The 25,084-nt window shown below is 33.2% G+C and carries 20 protein-coding genes; 8 read left to right on the top strand and 12 right to left on the bottom strand.

The features are described 5' to 3' along the window. Positions 1–192 precede the first annotated feature (192 nt). Positions 193–1,275 (top strand): peptide chain release factor 1, encoded by a 1,083-nt coding sequence (gene prfA, locus C3729_RS03410; protein WP_104792879.1) that lies wholly within the window; start codon positions 193–195, stop codon positions 1,273–1,275. 59 nt (positions 1,276–1,334) lie between these two features. On the opposite strand, the gene pflA is transcribed toward prfA, so the two are convergent. Both pflA and pflB read right to left on the bottom strand, forming a co-directional pair. Then, positions 1,335–2,072 carry a pyruvate formate-lyase-activating protein gene (pflA, locus tag C3729_RS03405; RefSeq protein ID WP_104792878.1) on the bottom strand — a complete coding sequence of 246 codons (738 nt, stop codon included), beginning with the start codon at positions 2,070–2,072 and terminating at the stop codon, positions 1,335–1,337. 225 nt (positions 2,073–2,297) lie between these two features. After that, positions 2,298–4,523, bottom strand: a complete 2,226-nt coding sequence (gene pflB, locus C3729_RS03400) for a formate C-acetyltransferase (protein ID WP_104792877.1) — start codon at positions 4,521–4,523, stop codon at positions 2,298–2,300. Between the two features lie 417 nt (positions 4,524–4,940). On the opposite strand from pflB, the gene scpA reads away from it, so the two are divergent. The 3 genes from scpA (at position 4,941) to meaB (ending at position 8,658) form a co-directional block, all read left to right on the top strand. Then, positions 4,941–7,064, top strand: coding sequence for a methylmalonyl-CoA mutase (scpA, locus tag C3729_RS03395; protein WP_104792876.1), 2,124 nt, complete (start codon positions 4,941–4,943; stop codon positions 7,062–7,064). Between the two features lie 213 nt (positions 7,065–7,277). Then, positions 7,278–7,490, top strand: coding sequence for a DUF2281 domain-containing protein (locus C3729_RS03390; RefSeq protein WP_104792875.1), 213 nt, complete (start codon positions 7,278–7,280; stop codon positions 7,488–7,490). Between the two features lie 181 nt (positions 7,491–7,671). After that, complete coding sequence (meaB, locus tag C3729_RS03385) at positions 7,672–8,658, top strand: methylmalonyl Co-A mutase-associated GTPase MeaB (protein WP_104792874.1); 987 nt, start codon at positions 7,672–7,674, stop codon at positions 8,656–8,658. A gap of 1 nt (position 8,659) precedes the next feature. On the opposite strand, the gene C3729_RS03380 is transcribed toward meaB, so the two are convergent. After that, positions 8,660–9,190 carry a DUF4251 domain-containing protein gene (locus tag C3729_RS03380; protein ID WP_104792873.1) on the bottom strand — a complete coding sequence of 177 codons (531 nt, stop codon included), beginning with the start codon at positions 9,188–9,190 and terminating at the stop codon, positions 8,660–8,662. Positions 9,191–9,343: 153 nt separating this feature from the next. Between C3729_RS03380 and C3729_RS03375 the strand changes: the two genes are divergently transcribed. Both C3729_RS03375 and C3729_RS03370 read left to right on the top strand, forming a co-directional pair. After that, entirely contained in the window at positions 9,344–10,153 is an 810-nt protein-coding gene (locus C3729_RS03375; protein ID WP_104792872.1) for a M48 family metallopeptidase, read from the top strand. A gap of 76 nt (positions 10,154–10,229) precedes the next feature. Beyond that, positions 10,230–10,538: a hypothetical protein gene (locus C3729_RS03370; protein WP_104792871.1), complete on the top strand. Its 309-nt coding sequence runs from the start codon at positions 10,230–10,232 to the stop codon at positions 10,536–10,538. A gap of 64 nt (positions 10,539–10,602) precedes the next feature. On the opposite strand, the gene C3729_RS03365 is transcribed toward C3729_RS03370, so the two are convergent. From C3729_RS03365 to lon, 9 genes are all read right to left on the bottom strand, one after another. Beyond that, positions 10,603–11,235 (bottom strand): PorT family protein, encoded by a 633-nt coding sequence (locus tag C3729_RS03365; RefSeq protein ID WP_260204401.1) that lies wholly within the window; start codon positions 11,233–11,235, stop codon positions 10,603–10,605. Next, positions 11,210–12,034: an ABC transporter ATP-binding protein gene (locus C3729_RS03360; protein ID WP_104792870.1), complete on the bottom strand. Its 825-nt coding sequence runs from the start codon at positions 12,032–12,034 to the stop codon at positions 11,210–11,212. The genes C3729_RS03365 and C3729_RS03360 overlap by 26 nt, the downstream gene beginning before the upstream one ends. Next, positions 12,034–12,783: an MlaE family ABC transporter permease gene (locus C3729_RS03355; RefSeq protein ID WP_104792869.1), complete on the bottom strand. Its 750-nt coding sequence runs from the start codon at positions 12,781–12,783 to the stop codon at positions 12,034–12,036. The genes C3729_RS03360 and C3729_RS03355 overlap by 1 nt, the downstream gene beginning before the upstream one ends. A 59-nt stretch (positions 12,784–12,842) precedes the next feature. Beyond that, complete coding sequence (locus tag C3729_RS03350) at positions 12,843–14,210, bottom strand: exopolysaccharide biosynthesis polyprenyl glycosylphosphotransferase (protein ID WP_104792868.1); 1,368 nt, start codon at positions 14,208–14,210, stop codon at positions 12,843–12,845. Positions 14,211–14,247: 37 nt separating this feature from the next. Next, on the bottom strand, positions 14,248–14,838 hold the full coding sequence (locus tag C3729_RS03345; RefSeq protein ID WP_409620779.1) for a 7-carboxy-7-deazaguanine synthase QueE: 591 nt from the start codon (positions 14,836–14,838) through the stop codon (positions 14,248–14,250). A gap of 42 nt (positions 14,839–14,880) precedes the next feature. Then, positions 14,881–15,768 carry a bifunctional 5,10-methylenetetrahydrofolate dehydrogenase/5,10-methenyltetrahydrofolate cyclohydrolase gene (locus C3729_RS03340; protein WP_104792866.1) on the bottom strand — a complete coding sequence of 296 codons (888 nt, stop codon included), beginning with the start codon at positions 15,766–15,768 and terminating at the stop codon, positions 14,881–14,883. 39 nt (positions 15,769–15,807) lie between these two features. After that, positions 15,808–17,448 (bottom strand): glucose-6-phosphate isomerase, encoded by a 1,641-nt coding sequence (gene pgi / locus C3729_RS03335; RefSeq protein ID WP_104792865.1) that lies wholly within the window; start codon positions 17,446–17,448, stop codon positions 15,808–15,810. A gap of 581 nt (positions 17,449–18,029) precedes the next feature. Continuing rightward, entirely contained in the window at positions 18,030–18,959 is a 930-nt protein-coding gene (locus C3729_RS03325) for a DUF4349 domain-containing protein (protein ID WP_104792863.1), read from the bottom strand. Between the two features lie 185 nt (positions 18,960–19,144). Next, positions 19,145–21,535, bottom strand: coding sequence for an endopeptidase La (lon, locus tag C3729_RS03320; protein ID WP_104792862.1), 2,391 nt, complete (start codon positions 21,533–21,535; stop codon positions 19,145–19,147). 331 nt (positions 21,536–21,866) lie between these two features. Between lon and C3729_RS03315 the strand changes: the two genes are divergently transcribed. Beyond that, on the top strand, positions 21,867–24,008 hold the full coding sequence (locus C3729_RS03315; protein WP_104792861.1) for a peptidylprolyl isomerase: 2,142 nt from the start codon (positions 21,867–21,869) through the stop codon (positions 24,006–24,008). 129 nt (positions 24,009–24,137) lie between these two features. Continuing rightward, positions 24,138–25,082 carry an MlaD family protein gene (locus C3729_RS03310; RefSeq protein ID WP_104792860.1) on the top strand — a complete coding sequence of 315 codons (945 nt, stop codon included), beginning with the start codon at positions 24,138–24,140 and terminating at the stop codon, positions 25,080–25,082. Positions 25,083–25,084: the final 2 nt, after the last annotated feature.

The following is a 25,084-nucleotide window of genomic DNA, read 5'->3' as shown; positions in this document are numbered from 1 at the left end:
AAGAAATCAATCGGTTCTAATTTTCACTTTCAGTTATTCTTTAGAACAATTAAAATCGAAGAATTATCAGACTTTCAGCTTCCATTTTCTTAATATGTTTTTCATTTTATTACAGGTTCTTCCACTTGATTCTTTTTACTTTTGTCTTGGCTCTTTAAATTCCTTATCTTTGCACCCAAATAATTTTAGACTATGTCAAAAAGTTTAATTCCAAAACTTCAAGCAATTAAGCAACGTTATAACGAGGTTGCTGATTTAATTATACAACCAGATGTGATTACTGACCAAAAAAGATATGGTCAACTCAACAAAGAATACAGCGATTTAGGAAAAATCGTGAAAGTTTTTGATGAGTATATGCAAGCGCTTAACACGATTGAAGAATCAGACGAAATCATTGCAGATGGTTCTGATAAAGATTTTGTAGAATTAGCAAAAATCGAAAAAAACGAAGCCTTAGAAAAAATTCCAGGTTTGGAAGAAGAATTAAAAGTTCTTTTAATTCCGAAAGATCCTGCAGATGATAAAAACATTATCCTAGAAATGCGTGCTGGAACTGGTGGTGACGAAGCTGCGATTTTCGTGGAAGATATGTACAGAATGTACACCATGTATTTCAAAACCAAAGGTTGGAGACACGAAGTTACCGATTCTTCTGAAGCATCTAAAGGTTACAAAGAACTGGTGATGAAAGTAGAAGGAGAAGGCGTTTACGGAATTATGAAATTTGAATCTGGAGTTCACCGTGTTCAGAGAGTTCCAGAGACAGAATCTCAAGGTAGAGTACACACTTCGGCGATTACGATTGCAGTTTTACCAGAAGCGGAAGAAGTAGATGCGGAAATAAATCCTGCAGATATCGAGATGCAAACCTCACGTTCTGGTGGAGCTGGTGGACAAAACGTAAACAAAGTAGAAACAAAAGTGCAGTTAACACACAAACCTTCAGGAATTGTAGTGGTTTGTCAGCAAGCGCGTTCTCAGTTGGCTAACAGAGAGTTAGCGATGGAAATGCTTCGTGCAAAATTGTATGATATTAAATTACAGGAAGTTGTTGGCGATATTGCGGCACAACGTAAGACAATGGTTTCTACGGGTGACCGTTCTGCAAAAATTAAAACCTACAATTATCCTCAAGGTAGAGTTACTGACCACAGAATTAATAAATCTATCTACAATCTAGATGCTTATATGAATGGCGATATCCAAGAAATGATGGATGCTGTGATTATGGCTGAAAATGCAGAGAAAATGAAAGGTCAAGAGGAAATTTAACCTTTATAAACCTAATTTATAGAATAAATAACAAAAAAGTCGAGAGATTCTCTCGACTTTTATTTTTGATTATCTGGTAAAGGCAAATCATATTTCCTAAAAATCTCCACTGCTTTTTTTACGTCTTCCATATCAGCTGGTCTGCAATTTTCTAGAGGATAGGCTCTGCCAATTTCTTTCCATTTGTGTGCGCCCATTTGGTGAAATGGTAAAATATCTACCCGTTCTACATTTTTGAACTGAGAAACATATTTCGCCCAATTTTCTAAATCTTCGGCATCGTCTGTATAATCAGGAACCAAAACGTATCTTAGCCAAGTTGGTTTATTGATTTCAGACAAATATTGCATAAACTGAAGCGTAGGTTCTAGTTCTACTTCCGTTAATTTTAGATATTTTTCTGGGTCTATGTGTTTAATGTCCAGAAGCACCAAATCTGTAATTTCTAGTACGTTTTTAATGTCGTCGTTAAACAAATAACCATTGGTATCTACACAAGTGTGAATTCCGTTTTCTTTACATTTTTTGAATAATTCCAGAACAAAGTTGGCTTGCATCAAAGGTTCGCCACCAGAAACGGTAACGCCACCAGATTTTATAAAACCTTTTACTTTTTCGATTTCATGGAAGGCTTCATCTACGGACATTTTGGTTTTTTCGCCTTTGTTCCAAGTATCAGCGTTATGACAATAGATGCAACGCAAATGACAACCTTGCAGAAAATAAACAAATCTAATTCCTGGGCCGTCTTTGGTGCCGAAAGTTTCGTATGAATGGATAAATCCGTGATTTGACATGTTCAAAGATAAATATTCTTAAAGGGTGTTTAAAGCTTTTTTAATAATAAATTTTTATAATTTTTCTTTTACCCAACCCTAAAAGGGAGTTAAAATTCTAAAAATTTTCATCAAAATTACACCTTTTAGGGACGGCGAAATTAATTTTGATGAAATTCATATTCTTAAAAAAAGAGTTAAGAAATTTCTTAACTCTTCTTCAAGATAATTGATGTTATATATAAATTAGAAACATTCTGTGATGGTTCTGTTGATGACATCTAATTGCTGTTCTTTAGTCAACTTGATGAAATTCACTGCGTAACCAGAAACTCTAATGGTTAATTGAGGATATTTTTCTGGGTGCTGCATTGCATCTTCTAACAATGAACGGTTGAAAACATTTACATTTAAGTGGTGACCTTTTTGGTTGAAATATCCGTCTAAAAGTCCAACTAAATTTCCTTGTTTTTCGTCTAAAGTTTTTCCTAAAGTTTCAGGCGTAATCGCAAAAGTGTAAGAAATACCATCTTGAGCGTGTTCGAAAGGTAATTTAGCAACAGAAGCGAGTGAAGCTACTGCACCTTTTGTGTCTCTTCCGTGCATAGGATTTGCTCCAGGTCCGTAAGGTTCACCTTCTCTTCTTCCGTCTGGTGTATTTCCTGTTTTTTTACCGTAAACTACGTTTGAAGTGATGGTAAGAACAGATTGAGTAGGAATTGCATTTCTGTAAGTTTTTTGTTTTCTTACTTTGTTCATGAAAATTTCTACAATTTCTGCTGCGATTTTATCAGTATTATCATCGTTATTTCCGTAAGGAACGTAAGGTTTTTCTACTACATAGTCTACTGCGATTCCGTTTTCGTCTCTTATTACTCTTACTTTTCCGTATTTCATCGCTGCAAATGAATCGGCAACGATAGAGATTCCTGCAATTCCACAAGCTTGAGTTCTGATAACATTTACATCGTGAAGTGCCATTTCATAAGCTTCGTAAGAATATTTATCGTGCATGTAGTGAATAATGTTCAATGCTTGGATGTAAGTTTCTGCTAACCAATCCATCATTTTATCAAACTTATTCCAAACATCATCGAAATCAAGATATTCGCCTTCTACTTTTGGCATTTCTGGAGTTACTTGAACTTTAGTTAATTCATCAATACCACCATTAATGGCATATAATAAAGCTTTAGGTAAATTAGCTCTTGCTCCGAAATATTGCATTTGTTTTCCTAAAGTCATCGGAGAAACGCAACAAGCAATTCCGTAATCATCATTAAAGCAATCTCTCATTAAATCATCATTTTCGTATTGAAGAGATGAAGTGTCGATAGAAACTTTAGCGCAATATTTTTTCCAGTTTTCTGGTAATTTTTCGCTCCAAAGAACAGTTAAGTTTGGTTCTGGAGATGCACCTAAATTGTATAAAGTGTGTAATAATCTGAAAGAGTTTTTGGTTACATAAGAACCGCCGTCTTTATTTAAACCACCAATTGATTCTGTCACCCAAACTGGATCGCCAGAGAAAAGTGAATCGTATTCTGGAGTTCTCAAGAATCTGATGATTCTTAATTTCATTACGAAATGGTCAATCAATTCCTGAGCTTCAATTTCTGTAAGAACGCCTCTTTTAATATCTCTTTCAATATAAATATCTAAGAAAGTAGAAACTCTACCAATAGACATTGCAGCACCGTTTTGGTCTTTAGTAGCTGCTAAATATGCGAAATATAACCATTGAATAGCTTCTTTAGCATTGGTTGCAGGTTTAGAAATGTCAAAACCATAAGATTCTGCCATTTTTTTAAGTGCTTTTAACGCATTAATTTGCATAGTGATTTCTTCACGAAGTCTTACGATTTCTTCGTTCATACCATCACAATCCATATTTTCGAAATAGTCTTGACGGTCTTTAATTAAGAAGTCCACACCATATAAAGGAACTCTTCTGTAGTCACCAATAATTCTACCTCTTCCGTATGCATCTGGTAAACCAGTTACGATTCCAGAATTTCTAGCTTTTCTAATAGGTGAATTGTAAGCAGAGAAAACACCTTCGTTATGAGTAACTCTATATTTTGTATAAATTTCTTTAGTTGCTTCGTCTAATTCATAACCGTAAGCTTTTAAGCCATCTTCCACCATTCTAATTCCGCCATTTGGGAAAATAGCTCTTTTTAGAGGCTTATCTGTTTGAATTCCTACGATTTTTTCTAAATTTTTATTGATATAACCAGCTCCATAAGCATCAATCTGAGATGGTTTCTTAGTTTCAGCATCATAAATTCCTTTTTCTCTCTCTGCTTTGAACATTTCAGATAGTTCTGCCCAAAGTTGATTGGTTGCTTCAGTAGCAGGAGTTAAGAAGCTTTCGTCTCCAGTATATTCTGTGTAATTGTTTCTAATAAAATCACTTACGTTAATTTCCTTTTGCCAAACTCCGGGTTTAAAACCAATAGTTGCTTCCATAATGTTAATTTTTTGTTTGTTTCTAATTGTAATTTTGGGCTTATTTTCCTTGAAATTTTAGTCATCAATAGGTTAAAAAAGCGAAGCAAAGTTAGGAAGATATTTTGCCCTAGAACAACGATTAATTATGATATAAATTAGGGTTTCATTTGATTTTTTGAATAGAAAAATAGCACTTTGATAGACCAAATAAGTAATGTTAGCGAATTATTTTGATTAGAAGTTAATAAATTTAATTAAAATGAAAATAATTGTCAGTTTTAAATAAAATTAATAAAAATTCAATAAAAATACATTGATATGTTTATCAAAAATTAAATTTTACATTTTTTGCTATCAAGGAGCCCAAATCGCCTAAAATTTCACTTTTTTTTAAAATTAAAAATATCGTAAATTTACTCATCGAAATTTCATGAAATGAGAACGAAAATTCAAAACGTAAATCCCGATTTTAAAAATTTTGGATTTACTTCTAATACAGAAAACTATTCTTTTGAAAAAGATGGACTTCAATTAAAATCTTCTTACACATCTGAAGATTCAGAAGTTTTAAAATCAAAAGGTTACAGCGCAGGAATTGCTCCTTATTTGAGAGGACCTTATTCTACAATGTACGTTCAGAAACCTTGGACGATTCGTCAGTACGCAGGTTTTTCTACCGCAGAAGAATCCAATGCTTTTTACAGAAGAAACCTTGCTGCAGGACAAAAAGGACTTTCTGTAGCCTTCGATTTGGCAACGCACAGAGGTTATGATTCTGACCATCCTAGAGTAGTAGGAGATGTAGGAAAAGCAGGAGTTGCCATCGATTCTGTGGAAGATATGAAGATTTTGTTCAATGAAATTCCATTGGATCAAATTTCGGTTTCCATGACCATGAATGGTGCAGTTTTACCGATTTTGGCATTTTATATTGTTGCTGCAGAAGAACAAGGTGTTTCTCAGGAACAACTTTCGGGAACTATCCAAAATGATATTTTGAAGGAATTTATGGTGAGAAATACTTACATCTATCCACCAGAACCTTCTATGAAAATTATTGCTGATATTTTTGAATATACTTCTCAAAATATCCCGAAATTTAATTCTATTTCTATCTCAGGTTATCACATGCAAGAAGCAGGAGCAACCCCAGTTTTGGAAATGGCTTATACACTTGCCGATGGCTTAGAATATGTGAGAACGGGGATAAAAGCAGGAATGAATGTGGATGATTTCGCGCCAAGATTATCTTTTTTCTGGGCAATCGGAATGAATCATTTTATGGAAATTGCCAAAATGAGAGCTGCTCGTTATATTTGGGCAAATCTTTTGACACAATTTAATCCTCAAAATCAAAAATCTTTAGCACTAAGAACACACTCGCAAACTTCTGGATGGAGTTTAACCGAACAAGAACCGTTCAATAATATCACCAGAACAGCTATTGAAGCGCTTTCTTCCGCTTTAGGAGGAACACAATCTCTTCACACGAATGCTTTAGATGAAGCGATAGCTTTGCCAACAGATTATTCTGCTAAAATTGCAAGAAATACTCAAATTATTCTTCAGCAAGAATCTGGGATTTGTGATGTTGTCGATCCGATGGGTGGAAGTCATTTGGTAGAAGCATTGACTCAACAAATGATTGAAGAAGCTCAGAAATATATAGACGAAGTAGAACAAGAAGGCGGAATGACGAAGGCGATAGAAGCAGGAATTCCGAAGATGAGAATAGAAGAAGCGGCTGCAAGAAAACAAGCGAAAATTGATAGTGGTGAAGAATTTATCATTGGTGTAAATTCTTTTAAAACCAATCAAAAGCAGCCAGAATTTGAAATTCTAGACATTGACAATACGGAAGTTCGAAGAAAACAAATCGAAAGATTAGAAAAAATAAAAGCAGAACGAAACGCAGAAAAAGTAGAAGAAATTTTAACAGAAATTCGTGAAGCTGCTAAAAATAGAGACAAAAATCTTTTGGCGTTAAGTATAGAAGCTGCGAGAAGAAGAGTAACTCTTGGTGAAATTTCAGATGCTTTAGAAAGTAATTTCGGAAGATATAAAGCCAATATCAAAACCATTTCAGGTGTATATGCTATGAATGCTAATAAAAATGAATATTTTGAAAAAGCGGTGGCGCTTACTCAAAAATTTGAGGACCAAGAAGGTCGTAGACCGAGAATTATGGTTGCTAAAATGGGACAAGACGGTCATGATCGTGGTGCAAAAGTAGTAGCAACTGCCTTTGCTGATATGGGATTTGATGTAGATGTGGCTCCGCTTTTCCAAACGCCAGAAGAAGTGGCGAAACAAGCCGTAGAAAATGATATTCATATTTTGGGCGTTTCTTCTTTAGCGGCAGGCCATAAAACATTGGTTCCGCAAGTGGTAGACGAACTAAAAAAACTAGGTGCAGATGATATTACGATTGTAGTAGGTGGCGTAATTCCACAACAAGATTACGATTTCTTGTATGCAAATGGGGCTGATTTTATCTTCGGACCTGGAACGAACTTGCCGAAATCTGCGGTGGAGATTTTGGAGAAGTTTTTGGGATAAAAATTTTGTTGGATGCGTGATGTAGGAAGCAGGAAGTTTTTCTGAAATCTAAAAATTTAAAATAATTTATATAAGGAAATCATTTTTTGGTTTCCTTTTTTTATTTAAAAACCTAACAAAAATCACTGAAATCATTCATATCACTTTATGAGGTGTGTTAAGCGGATTGGCGTACCTTTATACCACCAGAAAAAGCCTAAAAACCCAATTGAAATGGAATTAACCACATTACAAAAAATTAATAATCTGATAAAAGATTTACCAGATTATTTAGCAGAGGAATTATTGGAGTATATAGAATACTTGGTATATAAATTTCACAAAGACGAAGATTTAAGTGACGATCAAAAAAGAGTAATACTTAGAGGTTTAGAAGACATAAAGTATGGCAGAAGTCATTTAGAAATCCCAACAGAGACAGAGTAAAAGTTCTTCATATCAAATCAAATTTTTTCATAAAAGCTTCAGGTTTCTGAAGCCTTTTTCGTTATGACATTTTTCTAAAATTCTATCAGAAAAAGATTGTAGAAATTCTATTTTGATTTTCTTTTAAAGCAATTTTAAATTTTTAGAAAATAGTTTGAAATACTTTCTTAATTTTGTTAAGATGAAATTTTCTACAGAAGAACTTTTACAAGGAATATTAGCCCAAGACAAAAGAATTCTTGGGAAAGCCATTACTTTAATCGAAAGTAAAAAGCCAGTGCATAGAGTTTTGGCTGAAGAACTGCTGAAAAAAATCCTGCCTTATGCCGGAAAATCTGTAAGAATAGGAATTACAGGAGTTCCTGGTGCTGGGAAATCTACATTTATTGAAAGTTTCGGAAAATTTGCAATTTCTCAAGGCAAAAAAGTGGCGGTTTTAGCCATTGACCCAAGTTCTTCGGTGAATAAAGGTTCTATTCTAGGAGATAAAACCAGAATGGAAGAATTGGCAAAAGACGAAAACGCATTTATTCGCCCTAGTCCGAGTTCTGGATTTCTAGGCGGAGTTGCCAATACTACTTTTGAAACTATGCTTATTTGCGAAGCTGCTGGTTACGATTATATTTTGATAGAAACGGTAGGAGTTGGTCAATCAGAAGTTTTGGTTGCGGATATTTCGGATGTGATTTTGTTGCTAAAAGTATTAGGAACTGGTGATGAATTGCAAGGCATCAAAAGAGGTTTGATGGAAATGGTAGATGTTATTTTTATCAATAAAGTACATGAAGAAAATCTAAAAGAGGCCAGAATGCACCGTTCAGAATTGATTCATGCATTGCAGTTTCAGCACCCAAAAGAAAAAGATTGGAAAGTGCCTGTTTTGTTAGGTTCCGCTCTTCATAACGAAGGTTTAGATGAGGTTTACGAGAAAATAAGTGATTTCATTTCTTTAAAAATAAAAATAGGAAGGCTAGAAGAAGTAAGAAAAATTCAAGCCGAAAAACGTTTTGAATATTGGGTTCATCAATATATTTTAAGTGCAACTAAATCTACCCATGAACTTGAAAATCAGTTCGAAAGTCATAAAAAAAATGCTTCAGAATTGAAATCTAATCCAAGTTCTGAAGCCAAAATTTTTGTAGAAAGTTTATTGAATAAAAAACTTTAAATTATTTCTTAGAAATTTCATTTTTCATCAAGTAGCCATTATAAGAAATAGGTTGTCTGTCGTTAGAATCTATAGACACATAGGCATTTCCGTTTTTATAAACTTCTATATAAATTACTCTTACATGATCTACATCTTTAGGCGAAATAGTATAAACTAAGTTGCCTTTCTTATTTAGAATTTTACTCAGAGTAAAATCTTTAGAAGTAAATCTGTAGCTATTTTTAGAATTGTCGTAACTAGGATTATACATTCTTCCAAAGTACGGCAAGGTAACATCTAATTCTTTATCTTTAACTACAATAGTATAGCCGTAGTCTAAATTTAACATTCGAGTAGAAATGCTATTAGGCATAGAATTCATAACATTGATGACATCATAATTGCTTGGATTAGCTCTTTCTGCCATAAAAGTAAACTGATTAGAAGTTGTAATTTCCTCTAAAGTTTTGGGGTCTATATTGATTTGTGAAGAACACGAATATAAAAAAGAGAGTAGTCCAAAGAAACTCAAATAAATTAATTTTTTCATAATAGGATTGGTGTTGAGTTAAACTATTAATTATCAATACAAATTTAATGCAAAATTTATCAGGATTTAATTTCTTTTTTATATAATTTCTATAAAATCATTAATGGAATAAATTTTGTTTTAATTTTGCTTCAAATATTAAATCACATAAAAATGAAAATAAAAACTATTGTCGCAACTGGGGCATTTTCGCTGGCTTTAATTGCTTGTGTTACGAATCCAATAACTGGAAGAAAATCGGTACAAATTGTGGGTAATGATCAACTCTCTGCAATGGGAGTGCAAGAATATCAAACTGCGCTTTCTAAAGCTAAAGTTATCACCAATACTACAGATGCAACTCGAGTAAAAAATGTAGGAATTAGAATAAAAAATGCTGCGACTAATTATTATAAGAGTATTGGTAGAGAAGCAGATTTACAAGGTTATAACTGGGAGTTTAATTTATTGGAAGACAAACAATTAAACGCTTGGTGTATGCCTGGTGGAAAAGTAGCCTTTTACACAGGAATTATGCCTGTTTGTAAAGATGAAACAGGTATAGCTGTAGTAATGGGACACGAAGTTTCTCACGCTCTTGCTGGTCATGGAAATGAAAGAATTTCTCAAGCGATGATTGCACAATATGGTGGTGCGATTGCTGGTGGTGTAATTTCTAATGATAAATTACAACAAGTTTTTAAAGTTGCTTATCCAATTGGAGCACAAGTAGCTCTTCTTAAATATGGAAGAAGTCAAGAGTTAGAAGCAGATCAAATGGGATTATATATCATGGCAATGGCTGGATATGACCCAAGACAATCACTACCTTTCTGGGAAAGAATGGAAGCTCAAGCTGCCAATTCACAAAGACCACCAGAATTTTTGTCAACTCACCCAAGTCCAGATACTAGAAGATCAGACTTAAATAAGCATATGACCAAAGCGCTTGAATATTATAAACAAGCCGGTGGAAAAATGTAAATAATTTAAAATAATAACAAAAACCTTCTTAAATTTTTTTAAATTTGAGAAGGTTTTATTTTAAAATCACATTAAAATGAAAAATTTAACAATTATAGGAATTCTTCTTTTAGGCATTTCTGGATTGCTGTTTTATTTGACCACCAATTTAGAAGTAGAAGAATTTACACTTTCTCATTTTATGGGAATAATGGGAGGCGTAGGAATTGGTTTAATTATAGGGGGAATTGTAGGATATGTAAGTAAAGGCTCTTCTATAAAAGCTGAACAAAAAAGAAAAGAATTACAAAGATTGCAGCAAGAAAAAATAGAAATAGAACAGCAAGCTGCTGAGTTAGCTCAACAAAGTCAAAATCCTAATAATTCTGATAATAGTAATCTATAAAATAAAAAATCTCCGCAGCGAAGCTGCGGAGATTTTTTTACGTTATAAAGAATTTCCTGAATTTTTAGAAATTTAAACCAACTCCGAACATTAATAAACTCGGTCTGTTATCATATCTAATTACTTCGTTAGAAGATACATTCGTGTTAATGTATTCTCTTTGATCATTGCTAAATGCACCTTCATATCTTGCCGAAACTACCAATTTAGAAATGGTAACTTGTGCCCCGAACTGATAACCTAAAGTGAATTCTTTCGTAGCATTTTCCTTAAAATCATTAAACTGATTATCCGTAGAAAGGTTGTAAGAAGCTACGGGTCCTGCATAAACACCCAATGTTTTTCCTAATAAGTTATACCCTACTAAAACAGGTAAATCTGCTCTGTTGTTTTTAACAGTAATTTTAGTAGTAGTCCCATCTACAGTGAATTCTTTACTAAAAGTAGTATAATACAATTCTGGTTGAATAAAAATACCAAGAGGTGTATCAATTTTTAGTGAAATACCTGCGTTATAACCTACGTTATTTTTTCCTTTGTCTTCGTATGCATCTACAGTTCCATTTTTTATATTTTCCCAAGTAGGATCACCGGTTTGGTAGATGATATTTGCTTTCGCTCCGAAAGTTACCTGCGAGAAAGAAAGCAATGATGCTGTTACAAATAATGTACTAAGTATTTTCTTGATCTGTTTCATTTTCTACTGTTGTTATAATGTTTTCTATACTTGTTTTATTGATTTTAATAAGATATTCTCTTAATTCTTTAAATAACTCTGAAGAATAAACGAAATCTATCAGGTAATTATTGTCTGAAGTGATTAAAATATCTTTTGTTCCCTCCCATTCTTTAATTCCTTTTCTCAAGTATACAATTTTCTCACCAATTGTCATTACAGAGTTCATATCGTGAGAATTTATTATCGTAGTCGTATTATATTCATCAGTAATTTCTGCAATTAAATCATCTATAACATTTGCTGTAAAAGGGTCTAGTCCAGAATTGGGCTCGTCACAAAACAAATATCTTGGGTTATTAACAATCGCTCTCGCAATCGCTACTCTTTTTTGCATTCCTCCTGAAATTTCTGAGGGAAATTTTTTCTCTGCATTTTCTAAGTGTACTCTTCCCATTACTTCATTTACTCTTTTTTTCTTTTCGGTGAAAGTAAGATTAGTAAACATATCTAGTGGAAACATAATATTGTCTTGAACCGTCATGGAATCAAACAATGCGCTTCCTTGGAAAACGGTTCCGATTTCTGCTCTTAATGCTTCTTTTTCTTGACGAGACATGCCTACAATATCTCTGCCGTCAAACAAAATATGTCCGCTGGTTGGTTCAAAAACATTCAGTAAACTTTTCAGAAAGACTGTTTTTCCTGAACCCGATTGTCCTATTACTAAGTTTACTTTTCCGGTTTCGAAGGTGGTGGTAATTCCTTTCAGAACTTCTACACCATCAAAACTTTTTCTTAAATCTTTTACTTCTATCATTAGCTTAAGAACATTTGTGTTAATACTAAGTTAGCAATGATGATGGCTACTATTGTCCAAACTACAGCTTGTGTACTTGCTCTACCTACTTCTAAAGAGCCTCCACTTACTTTATAGCCAAAAAAAGCTGGTATAGTTGCAATAAGAAATGCAAATACAGCTGTTTTTAAAAATGCATACCAAATATAAAATGGTGGCATGTACATTTGAACTCCTGCAATATAATCAGCTCTAGACCAATTTCCTGTCGCAATACCTGCAAGATGACCTCCCCATATTCCGAAAACCATACTTATAGCAATTAACAATGGATTGAAAATTACACTTGCTAAAATTTTAGGTAAAATCAAGAAATTTGCAGAATTTACTCCCATAATATCTAAAGCGTCTATTTGCTCTGTAACTCTCATCGTTCCAATACTCGAGGTGATATAAGAACCTACTTTACCGGCTAAAATTACAGAAATAATTGTAGGGGCAAATTCTAGAATTAAGACAACTTTGGTAGCATAACCAATAAAAGGAGCGGGAATGGGTATGGAAGAATTTCTAAAATTATTATACATCTGTATTGCGATTACAGCTCCTACAAATATTGAGGTAAATAAAGTGAGTCCAAAAGAATTTACTCCCAAGTCATTGATTTCTCTCATGAGAAGTTTAAAAAAAACTTGCCTTTTTTGAGGTTTTTGAATTACTTTTCCTAGTAGTAAAAAGTATTGTCCTATTGCGCTTAAAAGTTTTAACATAACCGTGCGAAGTTACATTTTTTAGGATTAATAATTTTATAGAATTTTAATTTATTGTTCTAAATGGCTTTTTGGTCGCCTTTTATCACTAATAAGATGGTTTTAAGAATTATAACTGCATCTAAAATGATGCTCCAATTTTTCACGTAGAATGAATCCGCAATAATTCTTTTTTTCATTTCTACTTCCATTTCGCCAGTGTCACCACGCAAACCGCTTACTTGTGCAAGTCCTGTAATGCCAGGTTTTACCAAGCTTCTCACCGAATATCTTCCAATTTTTGCCTTGTAGAAATCATCAATCAATAGCATGTGAGGTCTAGGTCCTACTACAGACATATCTCCTCTTAAAACATTGATGAATTGTGGCATTTCGTCTAAACTGGTTTTTCTAAGAAATTTGCCAATTTTAGTAATTCTTTTATCGTTTTTGGAAGTAGTTTTAGTTGTCGAGTCATCATTATTTACCATGGTTCTAAATTTTAAGCACTCAAAAATTTCGTCATGGAAACCATACCTTTTTTGTTTAAAAAACACACTTCCATTACTATCTAACTTTATCAATAAAGCAAGGATAGGAAAAAGCCAAGTTGCTATAAAGATTAATACTAATAAAGAAAATAATATATCAAAGCCTCTTTTTATAATAAAATTTGTATAATAATCTAATGGAAATTTAGATGGCGTTAAAATTGGTTGAGTTTCTATGTAGCCCAAATCATATTGGAAAAAATCGTTTTGAATTGCACTTGGAATTAATGAAATTTTTATCTTATCATTTTCTGCTTCTCTATTGATCTCTTCAAGTAGTTTTTTACTTAAATGATTTTGAGTAGGAATAAAAACGGTGTGGATTTCTTTTTCTCTCCAAAAATTTTGAAGCTCCCAAATGTTAATTTCTTCATTGGGGAATTCATAAACTCTGTAACCATAATCTTTACGTTGGGTAACAATATCTTTTAAAATTTCAGAGGATGAATTTTCTGCGATAAACATTACATTTCTGTAGTTTCCACCTTGTGCTCTAATATACTTTAAGGTAAAGAAAATGAATGACTTAACCAAAAATAAAATAATGAAAAGCGTAAACGTAATCCAGAATCTTTCATACTTCAAAAATTCATTATTGCTGACTCTGGCTAAAAGTACAATTCCCAATAGAAAGATGAAAATATGAGTAACAATACGCTCTACATAAAGTGTGTACGTAAGGTTTCTGGGAATAGAATATAATTTTGTTCTTCCACTTAAAAGAATCCAAAAAAGACTTAATAGCAGAAGTGACAAAACGTTTTCTTCAGTTCTAGCTTTTTCTAAAACATATTCGTGTTTCATCAGAAAAAAGAACACAAAAACAGCAGCCACGATTAAAATATCGAGGATGATAATAGCGCTTTTAAAATATCTAGAGTATCTTAATTTCTGCATGTTTTAGAAAATAAAGTCCTTACAAAGTTGCTAAATTTTATGGAATATTAAGATATTTATGTGTTTGTACAGAAGCTTGCCATTTAGGATTTGCCAAAATAAAATCTGTAATCTTTGGATACATTTCGTTTCTTTTGCTCCATTCACTTTGTAGATACAATTTGCAATTTTCTGAAACTTTAGCAGCTTGTTCTTCAGCGAAGAAGAGGTCATGGTTGTTAAATACTATGATTTTCAGTTCATTAGCTACTTTGTAAATTTCTTCTTTTGGTAAGCCTGTTTTCTTAGGAGAAAGCGTAATCCAATCAAGTGTTCCGCTCATTTCATAAGCTCCAGAAGTTTCGATGTGAATTTGGCAACCCAATTCTTTTAATCTTTTGGTTAAAATTTCTAAATTCCACATCAGTGGTTCTCCACCTGTTAGAACAATGGTTTTACAATAACTTGCTGCAATTTCTGCAATTTCTACGGTATCCATCAAAGGATGTAATTCTGGATCCCAACTTTCCTTCACATCACACCAATGACAACCTACATCACAACCGCCTAATCTTATAAAATAAGCGGCTTTTCCGGTGTGGTGACCTTCTCCTTGTAAAGTATAAAAATGCTCCATCACTGGGAGCATTTTTCCTTCTTTTAATAATATTTCTTTTGTTAAATCCAATTCTTAATCTTTATAAATCGTGTGTTTGTATGCTAAAATAGTATTTTTTAATAACATCGCTCTAGTCATTGGTCCCACTCCTCCTGGAACTGGAGTAATCCAACTTGCTTTTTTCTCACAACTTTCGAAATCTACATCTCCTACAATTCTATAACCTTTTGGTGCATTAGCATCTTCTACTCGGGTAATTCCTACGTCTACAATCACTACACCATCTTTAATCATATCTTCTTTTAAAAATTCTGGATCTCCTAATGCAGTAATCACAATGTCTGCATTTTTGGTAAATTCATCAATGTGTGGAGTGTAAGAGTGCGTTACCGTAACTGTAGCATTTCCTGGGAAATCTTTTCTTCCCATTAAGATAGACATGGGTCTTCCTACGATTTTACTTCTACCGATAATGACACAGTTTTTACCTTTGGTTTCGATGTTATAACGTTCTAGTAATGTAAGGATTCCAAAAGGTGTAGCTGGTAAAAACGTACTCATTTCGAGTGCCATTCTTCCAAAATTTTCGGGGTGAAAACCATCTACATCTTTATGAGAATTAATCGCCATGATTACTTTTTCTTGGTCCATTTGTTTTGGTAAAGGCAACTGAACGATGAATCCGTCAACTTCTGGGTCTACATTGAGTTCTGCAATTTTTTCTAAAACTTCTGCTTCAGAAGCGGTGCTCGAAAATCTGTAAAGCGATGAAGTAAATCCTACTTCTTTACAATCTTTTATTTTGCTGGCAACGTAAGTTTCGCTCGCGCCGTTGTTTCCTACTAAAATTGCTGCGAGATGAGGTGCTCTTTTGCCGCTTGCAATAATTTTTTCTACGTCTGCTTTAATTTCAACCTTTATTTCTTTTGAAACTTTTAGACCGTCGAGAATTTGTGCCATGTTTTTTCTTTTTATTTACTTTTTAGATTTATTCCAAATTTACTTATTTTCTTTGAAATAGTTTATTAAACCATTTGTAGAAGAATCATGTGAGTTTACTTTCTCATTATCAGTAAGTTCTGGTAGGATTTTTCCTGCTAACACTTTTCCTAATTCTACACCAAATTGGTCAAAACTAAACACATTCCAAATCACACCTTGTACGAAGATTTTGTGTTCATAAAGTGCGATGAGTTGTCCTAGTGAAAATGGAGTTAGTTCATTGATAAAGAATGAATTAGTAGGTGTATTCCCCATGAAGGTTTTGAATTTTACTAATTTTTCAATTTCTTCTTCAGATTTTCCTTCTTTTACTAATTCTGCTCTTGCTTCGTCTTCGCTTTTTCCGAATGCAAGTGCCTCAGTTTGAGCGAAAAAGTTCGCTAATAATTTTTCTTGATGGTCAGAAACTTCGTTGCAAGATTTTACATAAGCGATAAAATCTGCAGGAATGAGTTCTGTTCCTTGGTGAATCAATTGATAGAACGCATGTTGACCATTCGTTCCTGGTTCTCCCCAAATAATCGGGCCAGTTTGATAGGTTACATATTCACCATTTCTGTCTACTGATTTTCCGTTAGATTCCATATCTCCTTGTTGAAGATACGCTGCAAATCTATCTAAATATTGAGAGTACGGTAAAATAGCATAAGAACTTGCATCAAAGAAATTTCTGTACCAAATTCCCAAAAGCGCCATTAAAACAGGAACGTTTTCTTTGAAATCTGCCGTTTGGAAATGTACATCAGTTTCGTAAGCTCCTTTCAATAAATTTTCAAAATTTTCATAACCTACCGCTAAAACGATGCTTAAACCAATGGCGCTCCAAAGTGAATATCTTCCGCCAACCCAATCCCAGAACTCAAAAATATTTTCTTCTGCAATTCCGAATGCTTTAACCGCTTGAATATTAGTAGATAAAGCTACAAAGTGTTTCGCTACATCTTCTTCTTTTCCAGCTTTTAAGAACCAAGATTTTGCAGAATTTGCATTGGTCATGGTTTCTTGAGTGGTAAACGTTTTAGAAGCTACGATGAAAAGTGTAGTTTCTGGATTTAAGTTTTTCACTACTTCTGCCATGTGATTTCCGTCTACATTCGAAACGAAATGTACATTTAATCTTGTTTTGAAGTGTTTAAGTGCCGAAACTACCATTACAGGTCCTAAATCTGAACCTCCAATTCCGATGTTTACCACATCAGTAATTTCTTTTCCGCTGAAACCTTTGTGAGCTCCAGAAATTACTTTTTCGGAGAAAGCTTTCATGTGGTCAAGAACTTTTTTGATTCCTGGTTTTATGTTTTCGCCGTCTACAAGAATTTCTTTGTCAGAAAAATCTCTCAAAGCAGTGTGAAGAACTGATCTTTTTTCGGTTTCATTTATTTTTTCACCAGAAAACATAGCATTAATGGCAGTTTTCAATTGTGTTTCTTCTGCTAATTGAAGCAATAAACCAAATGCTTTTTGGTCAATTAAATTTTTAGAAAAATCAAAAAGATAATTTTCTTTTTTTACTGAAAACTGTTGGAAACGTTCAGCGTTTTCTTGAAAAAGTGTTCTTAGGTCAAAATCATTTTGTGCAAAATGTTCGTTGAGTGATTTCCAAGCTTGTGTGTTTTCTGGATTTATTTTTGGTAACATAATTCTTTTGGTTTAAGGTTTAACAACTAAAATTTACAGTTTTATTCATCTTCATAAAACGGACAAAGTCCGTGCAAATTTACGCAAAAATAAAAGCCCCAAAAAATTTAAAGGCTTTAAGATTTTATGAATTTTGTTATCTTTGAGAAAAATAATAACGTGATTTTTCAAATACTTTTATCTTTTACAGTAATCTCTTTAGGTTTTAGCTCTTTTTCCTATTTTACAAGGTTAGTTGACTTCAAAAAAAAATATTTCTATCTTTCTCTAGGCTTGCTTTTTTTGACTGTTTTGTGTTTTTTATTTTTTGAAAAATTTAAGCAAGAATTTCCAGCCTTCAAGTTTGCATTGATTTTAATGTTTTCTTTTGCAATTCCCATTTTATTTTTCATGAGAAAAATTATGGAGTTTAGAATGAAAAATTTCACGAAGCGTAATAATCAAAATCAAGGATTACAACACTTCTATACTCATTTTAAAAAACTAAAAGAATATGCTTTCGCCTTCTTTTTAGTGATGATTGTCTTTTATCAAATCTTAATAATTTGGGTTCCTAAAATTACAGAAAACATTTATTAGTATCACTTTTCGACATTCTCAGATTTTGAAATTTTTTTCGGGAAGATAATAGTCGTAAGGTTATACTTTGCAAAATAAATTACGATTAAAATTCCCAAAAATAAAGGCCAGAAATTCAGCAAGAAAACAAAAAATTTTTGCACGAAATAAAATCCGTTAAGTAGAGAAGATTTTGCCTCGTAGAAGAAATTGACTTGGTATTTATTGTCGTAAAATTGGGTGTTGGTAATGGCAATTTCGGCGATTCTTACTTTTGGTTCTTTAATGTAAATGTCTACAGTGCTGTATTTGATGTTGTCTGCAAGGTTCAGATTTTCAATTTGTTGGGTGTTGTTTTCCTCTTCGTTTTCTTCGGTGAGGTTTGCTTTCTTTTCATTGTTTTTCATTTGAGAAATCACTTCGCCCGTTTTATTGATTTTTTTCAATTCAAGTTCCGCAATTTTAGCATTGTTGGTCACATCTTCAGCCGAAATAATTCTGGTGTTCAAGAAAAGTTTTCGGTCATTTACAGAAGTGAGAAACGCACCTAATTTTTCCGAAGGAACTCTTACTTGCATCTTATTGTAAGAATTGAATTTTCTGAGTAAAACCGCATTTTGGTCAGAAGTATTGTAGGTTTCTTCTTCGATAACTTGACTTTGTAATTCACTTTTGGTAACAAATCCGCCGAGATTTTTCAGTGTATTTTCTATGTGAACTGTGGCTTCGTAAACGTCTTTTACTTCCATGCTGACTTCTGCGGTTTTTACAAATTTTTTGTCTGGAATTTGTTGAGAAGCGGCGTAAGAAACTTCATCTTTTTGAATAGTAGTAGAATCTGCGGTCATGGCAGCGCTTTCGTATTCGGCATCTACCCTTTCAGATTTTTGACAAGAAAATAATCCCGCTAAAATAAAGGTTGCGAAAACTAGTTTTTGAAATTTTGTGTTCATTGTTTAAGGTTTTTGTGGTTAGACTTCCTCAAAGTTGAGCACAAGATTCTTGTAAAGTTTGTAAAAGTGGTTTTTTGTTTTTGTAAACTTGGTTTGCAATATAAGTTCTAGAATTTCAGAGTTTTGTAAAAAAGGACAAGACGCAAATTTGCGTCTTGTCCTAAATTTAATATGGATTTGTAAAATTATTTCTCAATCGCTAATTCCACTACTTCTTTCATGGTTTTCACATAATGAACTTTTAGATTTTTAAGATAGTTTTGGTTGATTTCCGAAACATCTTTTCTGTTTTCTTCGCACAGAATCACTTCTTTAATTTCTGCTCTTACTGCAGCCAACAATTTTTCTTTAATTCCGCCAACTGGAAGCACTTTTCCTCTTAAAGTAATTTCCCCAGTCATTGCCAAATGTGGTTTTACTTTTTTATTTAAATAGCTGGAAACCATGCTCGTTAGCATTGCAATTCCTGCACTTGGTCCATCTTTTGGAGTGGCGCCTTCTGGAACGTGAACGTGGATGTTTTTATTTTCAATATCTTCTAAAGAAATACCTAAACTTTCGTGTTTTGCTTTGATGTATTCTAGCGAAATGGTTGCAGATTCTTTCATTACATTTCCTAGATTTCCTGTCATCGTAAGATTACCTTTTCCTTTGCTTAAAATACTCTCTATGAATAAGATATCACCACCAACCGAAGTCCAAGCTAATCCTGTAACTACACCTGGAACATCCATCATTTCTGAGAAATTTTTAGACATCGGAACGCCTAGGATTTCATCAATTTTCTGAATGGAAATTTTCGGGTCGTATTCTTTATTCATCGTAATTTGTAGGGCAACCCAACGAGAAATTTTGGCGATTTGTTTTTCTAAATTTCTTACACCGCTTTCTCTGGTGAAAGCTTCTATTACGTGTGCAATTTCTTTATTTCCTAGTTTATAAGCGTCTTTTTGTAGGCCAGTTTCTTCCATTTGTTTTTTTATCAAATGGCGTTTTGCGATTTCTACCTTTTCTTCAATGGTATAACCCGAAAGTTGAATGATTTCCATTCTATCCAAAAGTGGCGTTTGAATCGTAGAAAGCGAATTGGCTGTAGCAATGAACATCACTTTTGACAAATCATACCCAATTTCTAAGAAATTATCATAAAAACTGTGGTTTTGTTCTGGGTCTAGAACTTCCAAAAGTGCAGAACTAGGGTCGCCGTGAATTCCTTGTCCAAGTTTGTCTATTTCATCTAAAACGATAACTGGATTAGAAGTTCCCGCTTTTTTGATGGCTTGCAATAATCTTCCCGCCATTGCACCGATGTAAGTTTTTCTGTGTCCACGGATTTCTGATTCGTCATGCAGACCTCCTAAACTCATTCTTACATATTTTCTTCCGAGAGCGTCTGCAATAGATTTTCCGAGGGAAGTTTTACCGACTCCAGGAGGACCAACTAAACACAAAATCGGAGATTTCATGTCATTTTTCAATTTCAGAACTGCCATGTGTTCTAAAATTCTTTTTTTGATGTCTTCTAAACCGAAATGGTCTTTATTCAAGATTTTTTCAGCTTTTGGAATATCAAAAATGTCTTTAGAATAAGAATTCCAAGGCAAATCTGTGAAGAAATCTAGATAATTTCTCTGTACATTATAATCTGGCGAATTGGGATTATGGCGCTGAAGTCTTTTCAGTTCTTTCTCGAAATGTTCCTGAATTTCTGGTTTCCAAGAAATTTTTTCTGCTTTTTTCTTCAGTTCATCTACATCGGTTTCCGTTCCGCCGCCTAATTCTTCTTGAATCGTTCTGATTTGTTGGCTCAGGAAATATTCTCTCTGTTGTTTGTCTAAATCGCGAGAAGTTTTTTGATGAATTTGATTTTTCAATTCTAATCTTCTGAAATCATCATGCATCAGTTCATAGCATAATTCTGCACGTTTCATCAATGATTTTTCTTCCAGAAGTTTTTGTTTGTTTTCCGAAGAGAAATTTGCATTTACGCAGATGAAATTCAGTAAATCTTCTTGTCCTTCAATATTTCTGATGGCAAAATTAGCTGCACCAGGAATATTAGGGTCTATTTCTATGATTTTAATTGCTAAATCCTTGATGTTATCAATCAAAGCTTCATATTCTTCTTTCTTTTTGGTAGAAGAATCTTTTAATTTTTCTATTTCTGCGGTGAAATAAGGTTCGGTTTCAATGAAATTTTTCACTTTGAAACGCTGAACTCCTCTCGTGATTGCAGAAATATTTCCATCAGGAAGTTTGATGATTTTAATGATTTTAGCAATAGTTCCTATTTGGTAAAGGTCTTTTTCGGTAGGATTTTCTTGTTGAGAGAGTTTTTGGCTCAAAATTCCGATTAGTTGACCATTTTTTTGTGCTTCTTCTAATAATTTAATAGACTTTTCTCTTCCCGCAGTGATTGGGATAACCACTTTCGGAAACATCACCATATTTCTAACAGGTAGAATCGGAAAAATCTCTTGCGCTTTTTCTTCTTTGGTTTGTTTTTCTTCGTTTGCCACGATACTAAAATTTTCGTCTAAAAAATTTTCAAAAGCGATATCTTCTATTTCAATCATAATCTAAAAATTAGAATGACAAATTGTCATTTTTAAGGTATATAAATCAATTACCAAGACAAGATTCGAAATTTTCTTGCCTAAAATAAAGAGTAATATAATATTCGCAATAGCTATGCCAAGAGTTTTTATGGACAAATTTTCCTTTTTTTATTCTAGAAAACTGAACTGATTTTCAAAGTGGTGGTCGATTGTGAAATATTTACCAAATAGACTTCTGTAAAATCCTTTAAAAAAATAAATATAAACGAATGAAAATGAGTGATAAAATTTCTCTATTATCTTAAAATTATGTATTTTCGCACACTGATTTTAAATACTTATATATAAAATGTCAATTACAGCTTCAATAAGAAAGAGACCTTGGCTATTATTAGGAATGGTTGCGATAGGCTTACTTGCCTTTCTAGTAAATCCTGATAGTTTTGAAAAAATGTTTGGTAAAAATCCAAATATTCTCGGAAAGGTAAATGGTGTAGAAATCACTCGTGATGAATTTAATGACCAATTAAGTTTGTTACAACAACAATCTCAAGGGCAACCACAGCAAGGCTTAGAAGAACAGGCTTGGCAAATTTTGGTACAGTCTAAATTAATCGAACAACAGTTTGATAAAATGGGGTTAAAAATTACAGATGAAATTTTCTGGAATCAATTACAATTTGACCCAATGTTTTCTAAAGAGCAGAATCCACAGAATTTTGACGAAAAAGGAAACTTCAAAGTTGCTGAAATTAAAAAGCAAATCGAAGAACTTAAAAATAGTGGAGACGTAAACCAATATAACGAATGGTTAAAAGCTAAAAAGGCTATCGAATACAGAATGATGGCAAGACAGCTTTTTGCAAACGTTACTACAGGAATTACAGCCAACAAAAAAGAAGCTGCTGAATTAATGAAGCAAAGAGACGAAGTTGCTGATATAGATTTCGTGAAAGTAGATTATGCTGCTTTTGCTGCTAAAAATCCTGTAAAAGTAGCTACTGAAGATTTAGCAAATTATATCAAAAAACATCCAGTGATGTTTAAATCTGAAGCTGCTAGAAACTTAGGAATCGTATATTTTCCTGCAAAACCAAGTGCAGCAGATGATGCTTTAGCTCTTAAAGAAATTAACAAACTTTACAACGAAGGTGTAGATAATGGTAATGGCTTAGAAAGTTTCAAAAACACTCCGAACGATTCTATGTTCGTAGAATTAAACTCTGAAGCACAAATTAAATATTCATTTGTTTCTGACCAAGAAATTCCTCAAGAAGCGCAAGCTTTTGTAAAAGGTGCTTCTGTAGGACAATTTTTTGGACCTTATAAATCTGGTGACAAATATTATGTGACCAAATTAGTAGGAAAGAGCAGCGCTACAATGCCTAAACACATTTTGTTTGCATACAAAGGTGCAATGAGAGCAGATGAAAAGCAAACAAGAACCAAAGAAGAAGCTAAAAAATTAGCAGACAGCATTGGTGCATTAGTAAAAGCTGATCCATTGAAATTCAACGAATATGTACAAATGTCTGATGAGCCAGGTGCTGCGCAAAGAGGAGGTATGCTAAGTTGGATTTTAGATAATGACAATAACTACGCTAAACCTTTCGGAGATTGGGTTAAAGGAAACGCAAAAGGAGCTGTAGGTGTAGTAGAAACTGATTTCGGTTATCATATCATTGTTAACGAAAATAAAATGCCAGTTTACAAAATTGCAAACTTAGCAAAAGACATCAGAGCTTCTAAAGAAACAGAAAACAAAGTGTATACAGAAGCAAATACTTTCATTCAATCAGTTCAAGGGAAATCTTTCAATGATTTTGCAAACGGAGCGAATAAGAAAAATTTCAATTTCCAAAATCCAAAATCTGTAAAAAGATTCCAAGGTCAAATCCAAGGATTAGGTACAGATAAAGACGAAGAAATTTTAGCTTGGGCTTTCAATAAAGAAAGAGAAAAAGGAGAAACCAATATCTTTACTACTGGTAATGGTGACTACATCGTAGTATACTTAAACGGTAAGCAAGAAGCGGGAATTGCAGATCCAGAATCTGTAAGAGAACAAGTAGAACCAATTGTAAGAAATCAATTATTAGCGAAAAAAATTAGCGAAAAAATCACTGCTAGTAAAGCAACAAATTTAGATGCTATCGCTAAATTATTTGGAACCACTAAACAATCTTCGCAAGTAAGTTTATTCTCTCCATTTGTAGGGGGTGCTATGGAAGCTAAAGTTGCTGGAGCTGCATTTGGTGTTAAAAAAGGTAAAATCTCTAAACCAGTAGAAGGTGCAACTGGAGTATTTGTAGTAACACAAAAAGCGGTTAAGCTAAACAAACAACCAGGAGACGCTAAACAAATTATGCAAGCAATGCAACAACAAGGTGCTCAAATGTTTAGCCAATCATTAATGAAGAGTTTACAAGACAATGCTAAGATAGAAGATTACAGAATTGAAGTATGGGATAAAACTTCTCAAGCTCAATAATTCTTCTCAAAAATATTTAAAAGCGACTTTTTCTAGAAAAAGTCGCTTTTTTTATAACAATATGCAGAAATATTGAAACTACCATTACTTCAAAAAGTAGTATATTTGCGCATAAAAATTCATAAAATTGTGAAATACACTAAAGAAATAAAAGCAGGTTTAATAGCACTTTTAGCTATTGTAGGATTCGTTATTCTTTTCCAGTTTATGAAGGGGAAAAGTTTCTTTACATCTGATAATATTTACTACGCAAAATTTGACAATGTAGACGGTTTAGAACAGTCTAATCCAGTTTCTATTAACGGTTTGAAAGTAGGACAGGTAGATAAAATCCTTCCTCAAACAGCTAAAGACGGAACCATTTATTTTGTGGTTAAAGTTTTAGTAGATAAAGGTTTTAATTTTTCAAAAAATTCTACTGTAGAAATCTTTGAACCGGGAATTATGTCTGGTAAACAAGCACGAATTCATTTGGTTTATGATAAAGCACCTTTTGCTAAAGATGGAGACACTTTAAGAGGAACTTTTCAATCTTCTTTGATGGCAAGTTTATCTTCGCAAGTAGGCCCTGTAAAAGATCAAGTGCAAAGTGTTTTAACTAAACTAGATTCTACAATGGCAGCGACTAATAAAATTGTAGACGAACAAAACAGAAGAGAAATTAAAATACTTTTGGCAAGTCTTAACCAGACAGTTGCTTCTTTCAAAAATACTTCTGACCAAACCAATAGATTATTGGTTTCTAGTCAAGGTAGAGTAGAGAATGTACTTGATAATGCTAATAAAACTATGATTTCTGCCAATGCTGCTGTAGAGAAATATGGAAAAGTTGCAGAAAGTATTGATACGAAACAGCTTAATCAAACAGTAGAAAGACTTTCGGAAGTTTCTAATAAACTCAATCAGGTAATTTCTGGGATTAATAATGGAGAAGGAAGTCTTGGTAAACTAGCTAAAGATGAAGAATTATACAATAACCTCAATAAAACTTCTCAGAACCTTAATAGTCTAATTTTAGACCTTAAAGAAAATCCTAAGCGATACATAAATATTTCTGTTTTTGGTAAGAAATAATT

Origin of the sequence: Cloacibacterium normanense (assembly GCF_002943105.1) — a bacterium.
GTDB lineage: Bacteria > Bacteroidota > Bacteroidia > Flavobacteriales > Weeksellaceae > Cloacibacterium.
Note: the sequence above shows the minus strand (reverse complement) of the source record. Positions and strands in the feature narration are given on the sequence as shown.